The sequence below is a fragment of the Mycolicibacterium nivoides genome, from assembly GCF_003855255.1.
GTDB lineage: Bacteria > Actinomycetota > Actinomycetes > Mycobacteriales > Mycobacteriaceae > Mycobacterium > Mycobacterium nivoides.
Genome location: NZ_CP034072.1, coordinates 6778846 through 6792639 on the forward strand (window position 1 = coordinate 6778846; position 13794 = coordinate 6792639).

At 68.3% G+C, this 13794-nt stretch carries 16 protein-coding genes; 7 read left to right on the forward strand and 9 right to left on the reverse strand.

Translation table 11 applies throughout. The features are described from left to right. Positions 1–57 precede the first annotated feature (57 nt). Positions 58–651, forward strand: coding sequence for a class I SAM-dependent methyltransferase (locus tag EH231_RS33040; RefSeq protein WP_420891945.1), 594 nt, complete (start codon positions 58–60; stop codon positions 649–651). On the opposite strand, the gene EH231_RS33045 is transcribed toward EH231_RS33040, so the two are convergent. The 3 genes from EH231_RS33045 to EH231_RS33055 form a co-directional block, all read right to left on the reverse strand. After that, a complete protein-coding gene (locus EH231_RS33045; RefSeq protein WP_206429625.1) occupies positions 620–2569 on the reverse strand; it encodes a CocE/NonD family hydrolase in 1950 nt (649 codons plus the stop codon). The genes EH231_RS33040 and EH231_RS33045 overlap by 32 nt on opposite strands. A 65-nt stretch (positions 2570–2634) precedes the next feature. Beyond that, entirely contained in the window at positions 2635–3033 is a 399-nt protein-coding gene (locus EH231_RS33050) for a heme-binding protein (RefSeq protein ID WP_124714092.1), read from the reverse strand. Between the two features lie 303 nt (positions 3034–3336). After that, the gene (locus EH231_RS33055) at positions 3337–3774 is read right to left on the reverse strand and encodes a DUF4383 domain-containing protein (protein WP_124714450.1); all 438 of its coding nucleotides are present in this window, start codon (positions 3772–3774) and stop codon (positions 3337–3339) included. Positions 3775–3859: 85 nt separating this feature from the next. Here EH231_RS33055 and EH231_RS33060 point away from each other — a divergent pair, with 85 nt between their 5' ends. After that, on the forward strand, positions 3860–4345 hold the full coding sequence (locus EH231_RS33060; RefSeq protein ID WP_090429651.1) for a GNAT family N-acetyltransferase: 486 nt from the start codon (positions 3860–3862) through the stop codon (positions 4343–4345). A 3-nt stretch (positions 4346–4348) separates the two neighbouring features. On the opposite strand, the gene EH231_RS33065 is transcribed toward EH231_RS33060, so the two are convergent. Then, positions 4349–5896: an acyl-CoA carboxylase subunit beta gene (locus EH231_RS33065; protein ID WP_090429653.1), complete on the reverse strand. Its 1548-nt coding sequence runs from the start codon at positions 5894–5896 to the stop codon at positions 4349–4351. Positions 5897–5945: 49 nt separating this feature from the next. On the opposite strand from EH231_RS33065, the gene EH231_RS33070 reads away from it, so the two are divergent. After that, on the forward strand, positions 5946–6386 hold the full coding sequence (locus tag EH231_RS33070) for a PPOX class F420-dependent oxidoreductase (protein ID WP_090429655.1): 441 nt from the start codon (positions 5946–5948) through the stop codon (positions 6384–6386). 1 nt (position 6387) lies between these two features. On the opposite strand, the gene lipE is transcribed toward EH231_RS33070, so the two are convergent. From lipE to EH231_RS33095, 5 genes are all read right to left on the reverse strand, one after another. Then, on the reverse strand, positions 6388–7632 hold the full coding sequence (lipE, locus tag EH231_RS33075; protein ID WP_090429657.1) for a lipase LipE: 1245 nt from the start codon (positions 7630–7632) through the stop codon (positions 6388–6390). Then, positions 7629–8138: a peroxynitrite isomerase gene (locus tag EH231_RS33080; protein ID WP_420891946.1), complete on the reverse strand. Its 510-nt coding sequence runs from the start codon at positions 8136–8138 to the stop codon at positions 7629–7631. Before EH231_RS33080 ends, lipE begins: the two co-directional genes overlap by 4 nt. Positions 8139–8170: 32 nt before the next feature. Next, positions 8171–8806 (reverse strand): SRPBCC family protein, encoded by a 636-nt coding sequence (locus EH231_RS33085; RefSeq protein ID WP_124714094.1) that lies wholly within the window; start codon positions 8804–8806, stop codon positions 8171–8173. Continuing rightward, complete coding sequence (locus EH231_RS33090) at positions 8803–9156, reverse strand: ArsR/SmtB family transcription factor (RefSeq protein WP_090429662.1); 354 nt, start codon at positions 9154–9156, stop codon at positions 8803–8805. Before EH231_RS33090 ends, EH231_RS33085 begins: the two co-directional genes overlap by 4 nt. A gap of 140 nt (positions 9157–9296) precedes the next feature. Then, complete coding sequence (locus EH231_RS33095; protein ID WP_124714095.1) at positions 9297–9932, reverse strand: class I SAM-dependent DNA methyltransferase; 636 nt, start codon at positions 9930–9932, stop codon at positions 9297–9299. A 62-nt stretch (positions 9933–9994) separates the two neighbouring features. On the opposite strand from EH231_RS33095, the gene EH231_RS33100 reads away from it, so the two are divergent. From EH231_RS33100 to EH231_RS33115, 4 genes are all read left to right on the forward strand, one after another. Further along, positions 9995–10537 carry a hypothetical protein gene (locus EH231_RS33100; RefSeq protein WP_124714096.1) on the forward strand — a complete coding sequence of 181 codons (543 nt, stop codon included), beginning with the start codon at positions 9995–9997 and terminating at the stop codon, positions 10535–10537. A 108-nt stretch (positions 10538–10645) separates the two neighbouring features. Further along, positions 10646–12046, forward strand: coding sequence for a PepSY-associated TM helix domain-containing protein (locus EH231_RS33105; RefSeq protein ID WP_124714097.1), 1401 nt, complete (start codon positions 10646–10648; stop codon positions 12044–12046). After that, positions 12039–12545 carry a copper chaperone PCu(A)C gene (locus EH231_RS33110; RefSeq protein ID WP_090429668.1) on the forward strand — a complete coding sequence of 169 codons (507 nt, stop codon included), beginning with the start codon at positions 12039–12041 and terminating at the stop codon, positions 12543–12545. Before EH231_RS33105 ends, EH231_RS33110 begins: the two co-directional genes overlap by 8 nt. Further along, positions 12538–13758 carry a Dyp-type peroxidase gene (locus EH231_RS33115; protein ID WP_124714098.1) on the forward strand — a complete coding sequence of 407 codons (1221 nt, stop codon included), beginning with the start codon at positions 12538–12540 and terminating at the stop codon, positions 13756–13758. Before EH231_RS33110 ends, EH231_RS33115 begins: the two co-directional genes overlap by 8 nt. The last annotated feature ends 36 nt before the right edge of the window (positions 13759–13794 follow it).

Below are 13794 nucleotides of genomic sequence, written 5' to 3' on the forward strand. Positions count from 1 at the left end.
TGATTTGCCCAATCTTCGCCCAACTATCCTTGCGACAACCGATGGATCATGGAATTCATGACCGAACATCGTCCACATCGTCTGAAGAACCGGCACGACTACGTGCCTGCCGCGGGTCATGACGCGTTCCTGCCCGGCTACGACCTCCTGACGCGGGTCCTGGGGATGAATCCCGCCTACCGCGACCTGGTCGCGCAGGCCGGACTCGCAGACGGCCAGCGGATCGTCGAAATAGGTTGTGGAACAGGAAACCTCACTGTCCGCGCCAAGAAGGCATGTCCCGGCGCCGACATCGTCGGGACAGACCCTGATCCCCGGGCGCTGCAGCGGGCAGAACGAAAAGCCAAGGGCATGACCGGTATCGGATTCACAAGGGCCTACGCCCAGGAACTGCCGTTCGGCGGCGGCGAATTCGACCGGGCGCTGTCGTCGATGATGCTGCACCACCTCGACGAAGCGACCAAGCTCGCGGCCGCCCGCGAGCTGTTCCGGGTGCTGCGGCCGGGCGGCAGCTTGCACGTCGTCGACGTGCGCGGCGACGCCCTCTACGGGCTGTTCGAGGACGCCGGATTCGATTGCGCGGTGGTGGGATCCGGGCACATCCGGCTGGCCGGAAGGCTTACGTACCTCCGCGCGACTCGTCCGGCGTGAACGCCGCGGGATCGGCCAGCGGGATGAGCAGACTCGACGGCGCGTCTCCGCCCTGACGGATCCGGTAGGTGCCGCCGGCCAGCGCCTGCCGGGCCGGCTCGGTGGGCACCAGGTGGGGGAAGTCGTAGGTGGTCAGGGTCAGCCGTAGCCGATGGCCCGGTTCGATCAGCGCCGCGGTGGGGAAGACCTCCAGGTCGTAGCGGGTCAGCTCACCGGGCACCACCGGCTCGGCGGCGGCGCGGGTGCTGACGTGATGCGGCCGTAGCACTGTTCCGTCCGGCTGATACCAGGTCTTCTCCGGATCCAGCGCCCGGTGCGATCCGAGCAGCGCACCCTGGGTCAGCGGTCGGCTGGCCCCGTCCGGCGCCACGTCGTCGAGGTGTGCCACCCACAGGGTCTCGGAGCTGTCGGCCGTCGCCTGCACGGTCAAAACGACTGGGCCGGCGATCAGTTGGGCCTCGGTGAACTCGGCCGTGGTGTAGGTCAGGGCCTCTCGCTGAAGCCGGCGGTTGTCCAGGTCGTAGCGGATGCGCCGGCCCGCCTGAGCGGCCATGAAGCTGCCCATCCCCAGGGTCCACTGTTCGAGGCTGCGACCGGATATCGGACCACGCACCGCGTAGCGCAGGATGGCCTCGGTCTGCTCAGCGGCTGGTTCGGCGGCGAGGTGCCCGCCCGCGGCCAGATACAGCCGCGTCGGCATGGCCTCGGGGAACGGATAGTCCTGCGCCTGGAACCACGACTGGCTGCCGATGGCCTGGAAGCGGATCGGAGCACCGGTCACCTCGGCATCGGTGTCGTCCTTGAGCCACCGGTCGAACCAGCGAAGCTGCAAGGCATGGACATGCAGCCCGTCCATGTCCGAGACGTGATACCAGGGGCCCATGATCAACTGCACCCGGTCCGAGAGCGGCTGGCCGGGCGCCATCGGAGCATTGGGTGGCCGGCCGGTGTAGGCGTTCTGAAGCGCGGCGTAATTCAGTGGCGCGCCGCGCTGGAAGGCGTCGTGCCAGCCGCCGATCAGAAACACGGCGACCTTGTTCTTCGCGATCTCCGGCAGTACGTCCGAGGCCCGCATGGTGTCCCAGAACGGCCCGTCGAAGGCGGTGTCCCCGCCGGCTGTGGCGTCGCCGATCATGGTGCGGAAGTACTGGCGCTGGGCACGCCCGCGTTGGCGGACCGCAGCCAGGCCACCGGCCCGGGGCCGCTCATGAGCGCCGCGCTTGGCGAACTCCAGCGCCGGGTTGACCACGTTGAGCAGCGAGTAGACCGCGCCGTAGGCGCGCACCGTACGCATGTGCGGTACCCCGCCCATGGTGACCACGTCGCGGTAGAAATCGTTGGCGGCCATCACCGGGAAGATCGCCTTCAGTGGTGAGTCGGGGCCGACCGCGGCGGCGGTGAGAAGCTGGTTGATGGCCAGGTAGGAGATCCCGAACATCCCGACCCGGCCGTTGGAATTCGGCAGCCGCGCAGCCCAATTCACCAAGTCGACGCCGTCTTGGACCTGTACGGCGCTCAGCATCTCGAACGATCCGCCCGAGACGCCGGTACCCCGTACGTCCGCCATCACCTCGATGTAACCCCGCCGGATCAGGTACGGGGTGGCTCCGCCGCCGATCTGGGCGGCCGGCGGCGGTGCCTTCTTGCCGTAGGGCGTGATGGACAGCAGCACCGGGAACGGTCCGACCGCCGGCGCGCCCGTCTCGGGGACCGTCGGATAGTGGATGTCGGCACGGAGGACGGTGCCGTCGGACGCGCGGACCGCCACGTTGTGGTGGACTCCGACACCGTAGCGCGCAGGCGGGGGAGTCCAGACCGGTTCGAGCGGCGACGGGTTGCGCTTACGGACGCGCGTCGCCGATCGTCCGGCCACCTTGTTGCCGCGGTTGCCTCGGACCGTCTGCCACTGGTTCGCCATCCGTCCTCCTTGACGTGTCGGCCTGGCTCCACGGTATCCAGTGGGCCGAACATCGTGCCGACGGACTACCCGGCCATGAACTCCGAGTAGGCCGATGCCAGTTCGGGTGACAGTCCCGTCACGTTGCACGCGCGCTGGGTGTCCCCGATGGGTGCCAGGATGCCGCGCAGGTCGTAGTACTCCTGCGGGTTGGCGGTGAAGTAACCGCGCAGCGTGGCCGCGGCCTGCGGACGCGGTTGGGCGAATGCGGCGGTCACGGCCTGGTTGGCGCCCGGGTGGCTGTCCAGATAGGCGCGCGCGGCGCCGGTGGTGCTGCTGACCGTGCCGGCCACCCCGCTGGCGCTGCAGTCGGGTGCGGCGGACGCCGCCGGCGCGCCGATCATCGCGGCGGCCACCCCGCCGAGCAGGCCGGCGGCGCAAGCGCCGGCAATTCCACGGCGCGCGGTGATATCAGTGAACTTCATGATCAATTTCCTTCGGGATTGTGGGATTCTCATTGGTTCGCGATTCGTGATCGCTGATGTCCCCGGCCCGAACTCGAAAGTAACCGCGACGCGGTCGAGCAAACATCTGCGCTGTGAAACGGCTGTGACGGGTGTGGTGGTGTTACCGCTGCCACCGTGAATTACGCCTCAATGTCGTCGAATTGCGGCCATTGATCTTGAAATGTCTCAGAGACCGGTCGCCATTCTTAATTGATCGTGATCTGTGGCGCCCGATGTAGTGACCGAATTGTTATCCGGAAGACGTCCAGCTAACCGATCCGTTCATCGCTTGAGAGTTAGCCCGGACAAGGAGTTGCGCAGCCCGCCATCGCGGTAGATCTGCACACCTGCCACGGCCAGCATCACCGCGGCGGTTGCCATGTGCACGACGGCGTCGGTGATGTTGTTGGGAAAGGCGAATACGTAGGCCACCTGGTTGGAGAAGAACGCCCAGATTCCCGGCAGGGCCCCGGCCACCGCGGCCAGGAGGAGATAGAGCACGGCCCAGGATTTCCGCCAGCACAACACCAGGCCGGGGCCGAACAAAGCCAGGCCGGCCACTGCATGCCAGCCGTTGTAGTCCATGCCCAGAATCGGGGCGGTCGGTGCATCAGGGCCGATCGCGAAACTCGGCTCGGCAATGAAACCGATGATTGCCTGCACCACATGGAACAGCGAGATGATCAGCAGTCCCCACTGGGCGAAACTCCACCTCTGCACCCGCACGCGAGGAGGACGAGTAGGCACAGTCGGACGTTACGTCTACTACAGCGTGTAGTCAACGGTCCGGCCGTATGGTCGGGACGTGGAGATCCGTACCGCCAGGGCCGATGACATAGCCGACATCGCGCCGTTCTTCCGGGCCATCGTCGCCGACGGCGAAAGCTACACGTACCCCGATGACCTGACCGACGGGCAGATCCAAGAACTCTGGCCGGCTCCCGCACCCGGTCACACCATCGTCGCCGTGGTCGACGGGGCCATCGTCGGCACCGCGCGGATGGGGCCCAACAAGCCCGGCCGCGGTGATCATGTCGGCACCGCGAGTTTCATGGTCGATCCGGCGTCGTCGGCGCGCGGCACCGGGCGGGCCATGGCGCGGTGGGTGATCGATTGGCACCGGGAAAACGGTTACCGGGCAATCCAGTTCAATGCGGTGGTGGAGACGAACGTACGGGCCGTGGCGCTCTGGCAGGACCTGGGCTTCCGGATCATCGGCACCGTGCCGAAGGCCTACCGGTCCCGGACCCAGGGCCTGGTCGGGTTGCACATCATGTACCTGGAGCTGTGAACGTCACCAGGTGTCGACGAACCGTGACCGGGCCGCGGGACGCTCGTGCACCGCGGCCGCGGCCAGCGTGGCGGCGATCAACCCCCGGGTCTCCGCCGGGTCGATGACGTCGTCGATCTCGAACAGCGAGGCGGAGTTGAGTGCCCGCGCGTTCTGCTCGGCCGCCGCGGTGGCGGCCCGCACGGCCTGCTCGCGTTCGTCGTCGTCGGCGATGGCCTCCAATTCCTTCCGCAGGCCCAGGCGGACCGCTCCCTCCAGGCCCATCGGGCCCAGGTGAGCACCGGGCCAGGCCACCGTGAGCAGGGGCTCGTGCAGGCTGCCCCCGCACATCGCCTGTGCCCCAAGGCCGTAACCCCGCCGCAGGATCACCGCGACCAGTGGCACCGTGAGCGCCGCTCCGGCGACCAGCAGCCGTGAACCGCGCCGCACCAGGGCTTCGGCCTCTGCCGCCGGGCCGACCATGTAGCCGGGGCAGTCGACCAGGGAGACGACCGGCAGGCCGAAGGCGTTGCACAGCTGCAGGAACCGGGCGGCCTTGTCGGACGCCGCGGCCGTGATGGCACCGGCCATCACCATCGTGTTGTTGGCGATGATGCCCACCGGCCTGCCGTCGATGCGGGCCAGGGCCGTCACCATCTCCGGGGCGAACTTCTCCCGCAGGACGGTGACCGAGCCGGTGTCGGCGAGCGTCTCGATGATCGGCGCGACCGGGTAGGCGCGCCGGGCGCGTTCGGGAACCATTGTGCGCAGGACGGTTTGGCCGGCAACGGGGCCGGGTTCGGTCGGCCCGGTGAAGTAGCCCATCAAGGTCCGGGTGGTCGCGACCGCCTCCGCCTCGTCGGCCACCACGACATCGACCACACCGTTGGGCGCCTGCACCGAGATCGGGCCGACGTCGTCGGGCGCGACATCCCCGAGGCCGCCGCCGGCGATCATCGCGGGCCCACCCATCCCGATGGAGCTGTCCTGGGTGGCGACGATCAGGTCGGCCGCACCGGCGATCACCGCATTGCCCGCGAAACACCTGCCCTTGACCACGGCGATCCGTGGCACCACGCCAGACAACCCAGCCCACAACGCGAATGCGCGGATCTCCAGGGACGAGACCGTCGGAATGTCGGTGTCGCCGGGGCGTCCGCCACCACCCTCGGCGAAGAACACCGTCGGTAGTTTCAGCCGTTCGATGATCTCGAACAGCCGGTCCTTCTTGCGGTGGCCCAGAGCGCCCTGGGTGCCGGCCAGCACGGTGTAGTCGTAGGACAGCACCGCACACGCCGCGCCGCCGATCCGTGCGGTTCCGGCCAGCAGACCGTCGGCGGGCGTGCGTTCGATGAGATCGTCGAGGGCGCGACGTTGCCGCTGAGCCGCGATCGCGAACCGCCCGTACTCGACGAACGATCCATCGTCGACCAGGTCTGCGATGTTCTCCCGGGCGGTGCGGCCCCCTGCCGCGTGCCGGCGCGCGACCGCGTCGGGCCGGCCCGCATCCTGCGTCAACGCCCTTCGGCGCAGCAGTTCGGCGAGATCGTCGCGGAGCGGTTCGTCGGGCATCGGCAGGCTCCTGGAATAGCGGGCGTGCGGTCGGAGGTTGCGCACACATGTGACCGCCACCTCATCTAACCCGTTCGATCCGCACGAACTCTTGGCCGAGGCCCGGTTGGGCGTGTTGGCCACCATCAAGGCCTCCGGGATCCCGCAACTGTCACCGGTGACACCGTTCTACGACCGGGCCGCCGGCGTCATCTACGTCTCGATGACCGAAGGCCGCGCCAAGACGGTCAACCTGCGCCGCGATCCCCGCGCGGCGCTGGAGGTGACCAGCGCCGACGGCTGGGCCTGGGCCACCGCCGAAGGGCCGGTGACGTTGACCGGCCCGGGTACCGATCCGCATGGCCCCGAGGTCGAGGCGCTGGTCGACTACTACCGCCGCGCAGCGGGTGAGCACCCGGATTGGGATGAGTACCGGTCGGTGATGGTGTCCGATCGCCGGGTGCTGATGCGGCTGACCGTCGAACGGGCGTACGGGGAGAAGCTGCGCTGACTCAGCCGACCGGAATCTCGGCCGCGATCCGGTCCAGCACCGCGGGATAGCGGTTGGCCTCCCGGTGTGCCCCGGGCTTGCCACTGCTGACGATCGCCGCCGACAGGCTGCGTTGCGGGTCGGCCCACACCGCGATGTCGACCAACCCGGTGTGCCCGAATGCCGAAGGGGTGTTGCGGCCGAACGGCCCGAAACGCTTCCCGCCGAGCATGTAGCCGGTGCCCCAGCGCATCGGCTTGAGGCCGGTCGCCACGTCCGGGCGCATGCGCCGGCACGGCGCCGTCGCGGCCTGCAACGTCTCCGGTTTCATGATCCGGACTCCGTCGAGTTCTCCTCCGCGGCGCAGGATTTCGGCGAACCGCGACAGCTCGTCGGCGTTGGATACGGTGGTCGACGACGGGATGACACTGGTCAGGAACAATGGGGTGTTGCTGAGCGGGATGATGCGGTCCAGCGTCCCGCCCACTGCGGCCCGGAACGCCGCGGCGATCGGCGCGGGCAACGGCTTGCCCGTGACGTGGCTGGGTGCCACCAGCGGAACCTCTTCTGCGGCAACGCCGTAATTGGTCCACCGGAACCCCAGCGGGTCGAGAATCTCGTCGGCCAGGATGTCGCGGATGTTGCGGCCCGTGGCTGCCGAGACGATCTCACGGACCAGCGGACCCCAGGTCAGGCCGTGATAGATGTGCACGAGGCCGGGCCGGTAGACCGGTTTGAGCAGGGCGAGTTGCTCACGGGTGTACTCGCTGTCGTCCACGCGGGTGACGTCAGGTCGCGGTCCGGTGTGGATCGGCACGCCGGCGCTGTGGGTGATCACGTGCCGGATCGTGGTGCGGTCCTTGCCGTGGCTGGTGTAGCTGGGCAGGTAGTCGCAGACCCGGTCGTCGAGGGAAAAGTGTCCCTGCTCGACGAGCATGTGGACCACGGTCGTACTGATCGCCTTGGCCGCCGAGTAGACGCAGAACGGGGTCGCGGTCGTGACGGGGATCTTTTCGGCGTCCGGCGCATCGTCAGGGCCGTTGCCCCAGCCGTGCCCGATCGCGCGGTTCAGCACGGTTTTTCCGTTGCGCCGCAAGCACACCTGGATGGCCGGGTGCAGGCCGGATCCGTACCAGTACCGGACGGATTCCCAGATCCGCTCGACGGCCGCCGGGTCGATCTCCGAATGGTCCTCGTCGCCGATGTCGGTGACGGCGTCCAGGTCGGAGGGGAGGGCGATCTTGCCGGTCGGCGCTTGTTGGCTCATTCGCTCTTCCTGGTCAGGGTCGCGGAAAGGTGGTGCTGGAGTGGCTGTCCGACGGCGCCCATCCGCAGGTTGTACGTCAGTTGGTCTCCGACGACCTGGACGGAACGCGACAGTGCCGCAACATTTTTGGCTGACGCGGTCAGCCCGATGGTGGTCGCGGCCAGCTCCAGGTCGATGCGTCCGTCGACGGCGCGCACCGTGCCCTCCTGGATCTCGGTGATGCCGGTGGGATGCGCGAGAACCCACTCGACCCGGCCGGGTGCCGGGACCCGGAGGTATCCGGTCTCGGCGTGCAGCGGCCGGCCGTCGTCACGTGCCCTGGTGCGCTGGCTGTAGGTCAGGAACGGTTTGCCGACGTGGCCGAAGGTGATCTCTTCGAGGTACTCGAACGATTCGATCGTCGGATACTCACCGGCGCCGGGACCGGCCCAGGTACCGAGCAGCGGAGCCAGCACGGTCAGGTTCGGATGGAGGTCGGGCACAACGACAGGGTACGGCGGCGGCATGGTGGGGCCCCATCGCGTCGCGTCGGCCCAGGTCAGCTCGCGGTGTAGGCCTCGGCGGTGCGATCTGCCGCAGCGCGGGCCTGTGCCGGATCCTCGCCGGCCGCCAGGTCCGCCTGGTACCAGAGTTCACTCGCCGTGGTCATGAAGCCGCGGCCCTCCTCGCCGGCCGCCCAGGCCGCGCCCTCCTCCGGCGTGATGCGCTCACCGCCACTGAGGTATCCGGCCAGACCGAGAAGTGCCGAGTCCCAACCGACTCCGACCGCTCCCGGTCCGAACTGCAGCCAGAACTCGTCGTCGTCACCGGAGTGCATGATGTGGTCCAGCGTGAAGGTGGCCCGGTCCTCACCCGCGGCCGTGATGGTGACCTCCACCCAGCTGGTCGCCCCCATGGCCTCCCATGTGGTGGTGAACGACCGCGGCGGATCGCAGCTCAGCACCTCGCCGGACGCGTTCCCTTCCAGCTGGAAACGGCCTCCCAGCTGCAGGTCGCCCGTGACCGGCAGGAACCAGCGGGGGATCCGTTCGATGCTGGTGCAGGCATCCCACAGATCGGCGGCGTCGGTGTCGTAGGTCTGGCTGACGCTCACGACGCGCGCTTCACGGGCCTCGAACGTCTTGCGGCCCACGCTGCGCCGGACTGCGTTGAGCTGGTGTTGGACGTCGATCACGGGGAAGCCTCCTTGTTCGTCGTTCTTCTTCGTTCACGTTTGCCGCGCGCGATCTCGGTTGCCAGGGCATCCAGATGCGGTGTCCAGTTGTGCCGGAACCGCTCCAGCCACTGGTCGACCTCGCGCAGCGGCGCGGTGTCGACGCTGTACAGCCGGCGGGTGCCTTCTGCCCGCACGCTGGCGAAACCGTTGTCCCGCAACACCTTGAGGTGTTGTGAGACCGCGGGCTGGCTGATCTCGAACTCGGCTCGGATCACGTCGGTGATGGCACCGGATGACATCTCACCCGTCTGGATGAGCTCGAGGATCCGCCTGCGCACCGGGTCTCCGAGGATGTCGAAGGCGTGCACGTGACCCAGAGTAAAAGCTGTGACTTATATAAGTCAAGACTGAACCTTGCACCGCGACCGACCGTGTCTGTACGCAACACGCCGCGAAACAGCGACATTTTGGGGTCGCTCGCGGTGCAACCGACTGCGCACCGGCCTGGTTACGACGTGTGCGCGATGACCATGGCCTGGGCCGTGGGTTCATCCAGTTGCGCCTGACGCGCCCGCTTGGTCGTCGCGTACACGGTGAAGCCCGATGCCTCCAGCGCCGCGGATACCGCGGTGACGTCGTGTCGCAGGAACGTCAGCGCCACGTCCCGGCCGAACGCGTGGTCGTAGACCGCCGTCTCGCCGTCGGTCTGGAATCCCAACAGCAACCAGCCCGGATCGGTCAGGACCCGGCGGAACGCGGAGAACAGCTCGGGCAGTGCCTCGGCGGGGGTGTGGATGATCGAGTACCAGGCGCACACCGCATCGAAGGTCCCCGCCTCATACGGGAGGTCGAACATGTCGGCGGTGTGAAACCGCACCTCCGGCCACTGTTGCCTGGCGAGGGCGATCATCGCGGCCGAGCCGTCGACCCCCTCGGTCCGCAGACCGCAGTCGGCAAGCTCGGCGGCGGCCTCCCCGGGCCCGCATCCCGCATCGAGGGCTCTCGTGCCGCCGGACCGCACTGCCAGGTCTGCGAAGGACCGCAGGACAGCGCGATCGAAGGGGCGGGATTCGAACTCGCCGGCGAACGTCCGGGCGTACTCGTCTGCGATCACGTCGTACTGCTCATATGCCCGGCCACCCACTGCGCCAACTCTAGGGCCCGACGCCGGAAGCCCAGCTCAGGCCGCACGGTAAGGTTCCGCAGGTGAGCACCTCAGCCAAGCATGCCGCGCGTCTGCGCGGTGGTCTGGTCGGCGCGTGCTCGGCACTCACCGCAACGGTCGCGCACACCGCGGCCGGCGGGATGACCCCGACGAGCAGCCCGCTGATCGTGCTGTTGCTGCTGTGCGCGGCGCTCGGTGCCGCCGTCGGTGGCCTGAACCCGCAGACGCGCCCGGTCAAGACCGGCCTGCTCATCGCGGGCCTGGGCGCCGGACAGCTACTCGGTCACTTCGCACTGGCGATGTCCGGTGGGCACCATCACGCGGCATCGCTTCTCACCGCACCCATGATCGGGATGCACGCCGCGGCCGCGGTGGGTCTCGGGCTGGTGATCGGCATGGCCGAGTACCTGTTCGTGGTCGGCGCCTCGGTGCTGTCCTGGTTGCGGATCTTCGCCACCGCCCGGATCCGCCCGTTGGTGCGTGAGCTCTGGTGGCCTTCGAATGTGGTTGTGGCGCGGCCTGTTCTGCTGCACGCCGGCCTGGGGATGCGAGCGCCGCCAGCGGTGTCCGGCATGGGCGGCTGACGCCCACCCCTTCATTCTGAGCCCGTCGAACTGACGGGCTGTTACCCGTTTGTGCGCCCGCGCGCACTGTTCCGGTGTTCTCAAGATCTTTTCCGCGAAGGCATTTCCATGACCATCACCCCTGACGATCAACTACGGGACGCATCCCCTCCTCCCGTCAAGTCCAACTCCGTCCGTCCCCTTCTGGTGCGGCTGCACTTCTACGCCGGCGTATTCGTCGGTCCGTTCATCCTGATCGCGGCCGTCACCGGTCTGCTCTACGCGCTGATCCCGCAGATCGACACCTTCGTCTACCGACACGAGCTGACGGTCGCGCAGGTCGGGACCGAACGGCTGCCGCTGGCCGATCAGCTGGCCGCGGCGCGCCATGCCCATCCCGAAGGCACGGTGGAGAGCATCCGCCCGCCCGCAGCCCCCGACGAGACCACCCAGATCAGCCTGCTGGTGGGGCCGGAATTCAAGGACGTTCCGCCGGACTACTCGCGCACGGTGTTCGTCGACCCCTACACCGGCGAGGTGCGCGGGGCGCTGACCACCTACGGGCAGTGGATGCCGATGCGGGCCTGGTTCGACGAGCTGCACCGCAACCTGCATCTCGGGGCGTTCGGCCGCAACTACAGCGAGCTGGCCGCCAGCTGGATGTGGGTGATCGCACTGGCCGGGCTGGCCCTGTGGGTCATGCGGCGCCGGGAGAACCGAACGGTGCGCGATCTGGTTCTGCCCGACCGGACGGCCTCGGGCCGTCGACGCACGCTGTCCTGGCACGGCGCGGTGGGCGTGTGGATCGTGGCGGTCCTGTTGGCGCTGTCGGTGTCGGGCATCACCTGGTCGCGTTACGCGGGGGAGACGGTCAACGGCATTCAGGCACGGCTGAACACCACGGCGCCTGCCGTGGACACCTCGTTGTCCGGGGCCCCGGTGCCTGAGGCGGCACACCACGGGCAGCACGGCGGCCAGGCCGAGTTGCGCGGCGCCGATACCGTGCTGCGGGCCGCCGAGCAGGCCGGACTGCGTGGCCCGATGTGGCTGTACCCGCCTGCCGAAGCCGGTGAGGCCTGGAAAGTTGCCGAGCGCAAACGTGATTGGCCCACCCGTGCCGACGCGATCGCGGTCGACCCTGAAACCGGGGCGGTGACCGATCGGGTGAACCTGGCGCAGTGGCCCTTGCTGGCCAAGCTCACGGACTGGACGATCGATGCCCATATGGGCCTGCTGTTCGGCATTGCCAACCAGATCGTGCTGGCGATCGCCATGGTTGGACTGATCACCGTCATCGTGCGCGGCTACCGAATGTGGTGGCAGCGCAGGCCCACGCGCGGTTCGGCCTGGGCCGTGGGCCGCGCGCCGCTGCGCGGGGCGCTGCGGCAGTTGCCGCCTTGGGGCAGCGTGGCGATCGTCGCCGTCGCGGCCGTCATCGGGTGGTCCCTCCCGCTGTTCGGGTTGAGTCTGGTGGCTTTTCTGCTGGTCGATGTCGCTGTGGCGTGGTGGAAGGAAAGATCAAATGTCTAAGGTCGCAGCTGTTCTGACGGGGACCGCGCTGGCGTTGGCGGTAGGACTGGGCGCCTGCACCGAGCAACATCACGACGAGAAGATGGCCGAGACGGTGCAGGTCAGTGAGCAATGGGCCAGCGCCGCTGATACCGGGATGACCGCTGTCTTCGGCACGCTCAAGAACACCGGCCACCATGATGTGCGCATCGTGTCGGCGACCTCCCCGGCTGCAGGCATGGTGGAAGTGCACGAGGTGGTCAGCGATGGCGGCGGGTCGAAAACCATGCGGCCCAAGGAAGGTGGTCTCACCATCGCGGCCGGTGGCACCCATGAACTGGTCCCCGGCGGGGATCACCTGATGTTGATGGACCTGAAGGCGCCACTGCAGCCCGGCGCCGACGTTCCGGTCTCGCTGATGTTCGACGACGGGTCGTCATTGCCGGTCACGGCCCAGGTGCGGGATTTCGCCGGCGGTAACGAGAACTATCAGCCCCCATCCCCGCGCGGACATGGCTGAGCCGTCCCGCCTCGCGGTCAGCCGGAGGCGTCTCCTCACCGGGGGCGCTGCCGCGCTGGCCGGCGGCGCGGTGCTGAATCAGTCCGGCGCGGCCCATTCCGCCACTGTGCAAAGCGGTTTCGGTGTCGATGTAGAGCCGTTCCACGGACCGCACCAGGGCGGGATCGCCACCGCGCCGCAGTCGCACGGGCTGTTCGTGGCATTCGATCTGAACGAAGGCGCAAAGGCCGACGCACGCCGCACGGAACGGGAAACCGTCGCCGCGATCCTGCGATTGTGGACGGCCGACGCCGCCCGCCTGACCCGCGGCGCTCCTGCGCTGGCCGACACCGAACCCGAACTCGCCACCCGCCCAGCCAGGTTGACGATCACCGTCGGCCTGGGAGTCGAGTTGTTCGACCGGATCGGACCGGCGGGATCCCGGCCGCGGTCGGCCCGTGAGCTGCCGGTGTTCGACGTGGACCGGCTCGAAGACAGATGGTCCGGCGGTGATCTGGTGCTGCAGATCTGTGCCGACGATCCGGTGACGGTGGCCCACGCCAACCGCGTGCTGACCAAGAACGTCCGGTCCATGGCGACCCCGCGCTGGCGGCAGGCCGGGTTCCGCAATGCCCGCGGCGCCGACGCGAGCGGCACCACCATGCGCAATCTGATGGGACAGGTCGACGGCACCGCGAACCTCACCGCCGCCGACTTCGATGATCTGGTCTGGATGTCCGGCCCGGTGCACCCGGGTCTGGCCGGCGGCACGCTGATGGTCATCCGGCGGATCGCCATGCACCTGGACACCTGGGACGAGCTGGACCGTCAGAGCAAGGAGTTCACCGTCGGCCGGACCCTGGATTCCGGGGCGCCACTGACCGGTAGCCGTGAGGCGGACGAACCGGACTTCTCCTTGATGCACAACGGAATTCCGGTCATTCCGCAGAACTCGCACGTCGCGCTGGCGCACCATCGCGGCACGCGGGAACGCTTTCTGCGCAGGCCCTACAACTACGACGATCCGCCGGGACCTGGTCAGGCCTCGAACACCGGGTTGATCTTCGCGACCTTCCAACGCGATATCGACGAGCAGTTCCTGCCGGTGCAGCGCCGCCTCGCCAAGTTCGATGCGCTCAACCAGTGGACCACGGCCATCGGGTCGTCGGTGTTCGTGGTGCCCGGCGGGGTGCGGACACCCGACGGTTATCTGGGGCAGGAGTTGATCGGCTGAACTCAGGCCACCGTCGGCGACGTGTTTGGGGCCGGC